1 pseudogene is annotated in these 285 nt (G+C 62.5%); it reads left to right on the forward strand.

What is annotated here, in order from left to right:
• Window positions 1-285 (forward strand): annotated as a pseudogene (gene groEL / locus OC446_RS30770) (chaperonin GroEL); the annotation flags it as partial.

Consider the following 285-nt stretch of genomic DNA (forward strand, 5'->3'; position numbering starts at 1 on the left):
TGAAGATCGCCGCCGTGAAGGCTCCGGGCTTCGGCGACCGCCGCAAGGCCATGCTGGAAGACATCGCTGTCCTCACCAAGGGCCAAGTCGTGTCCGAGGATCTCGGCATCAAGCTCGAGAACGTCACCTTGCCGATGCTCGGCCGCGCCAAGAAGGTGGTGATCGAGAAGGAGAACACCACCATCGTCGATGGAGCCGGCGACAAGCTCGACATCGAAGCCCGTGTCGGCCAGATCAAGGCGCAGATCGAGGAGACCACCTCGGACTACGACCGTGAGAAGCTCC

Source organism: Microvirga sp. Mcv34, assembly GCF_024519725.1.
Classification (GTDB): Bacteria; Pseudomonadota; Alphaproteobacteria; order Rhizobiales; family Beijerinckiaceae; genus Microvirga.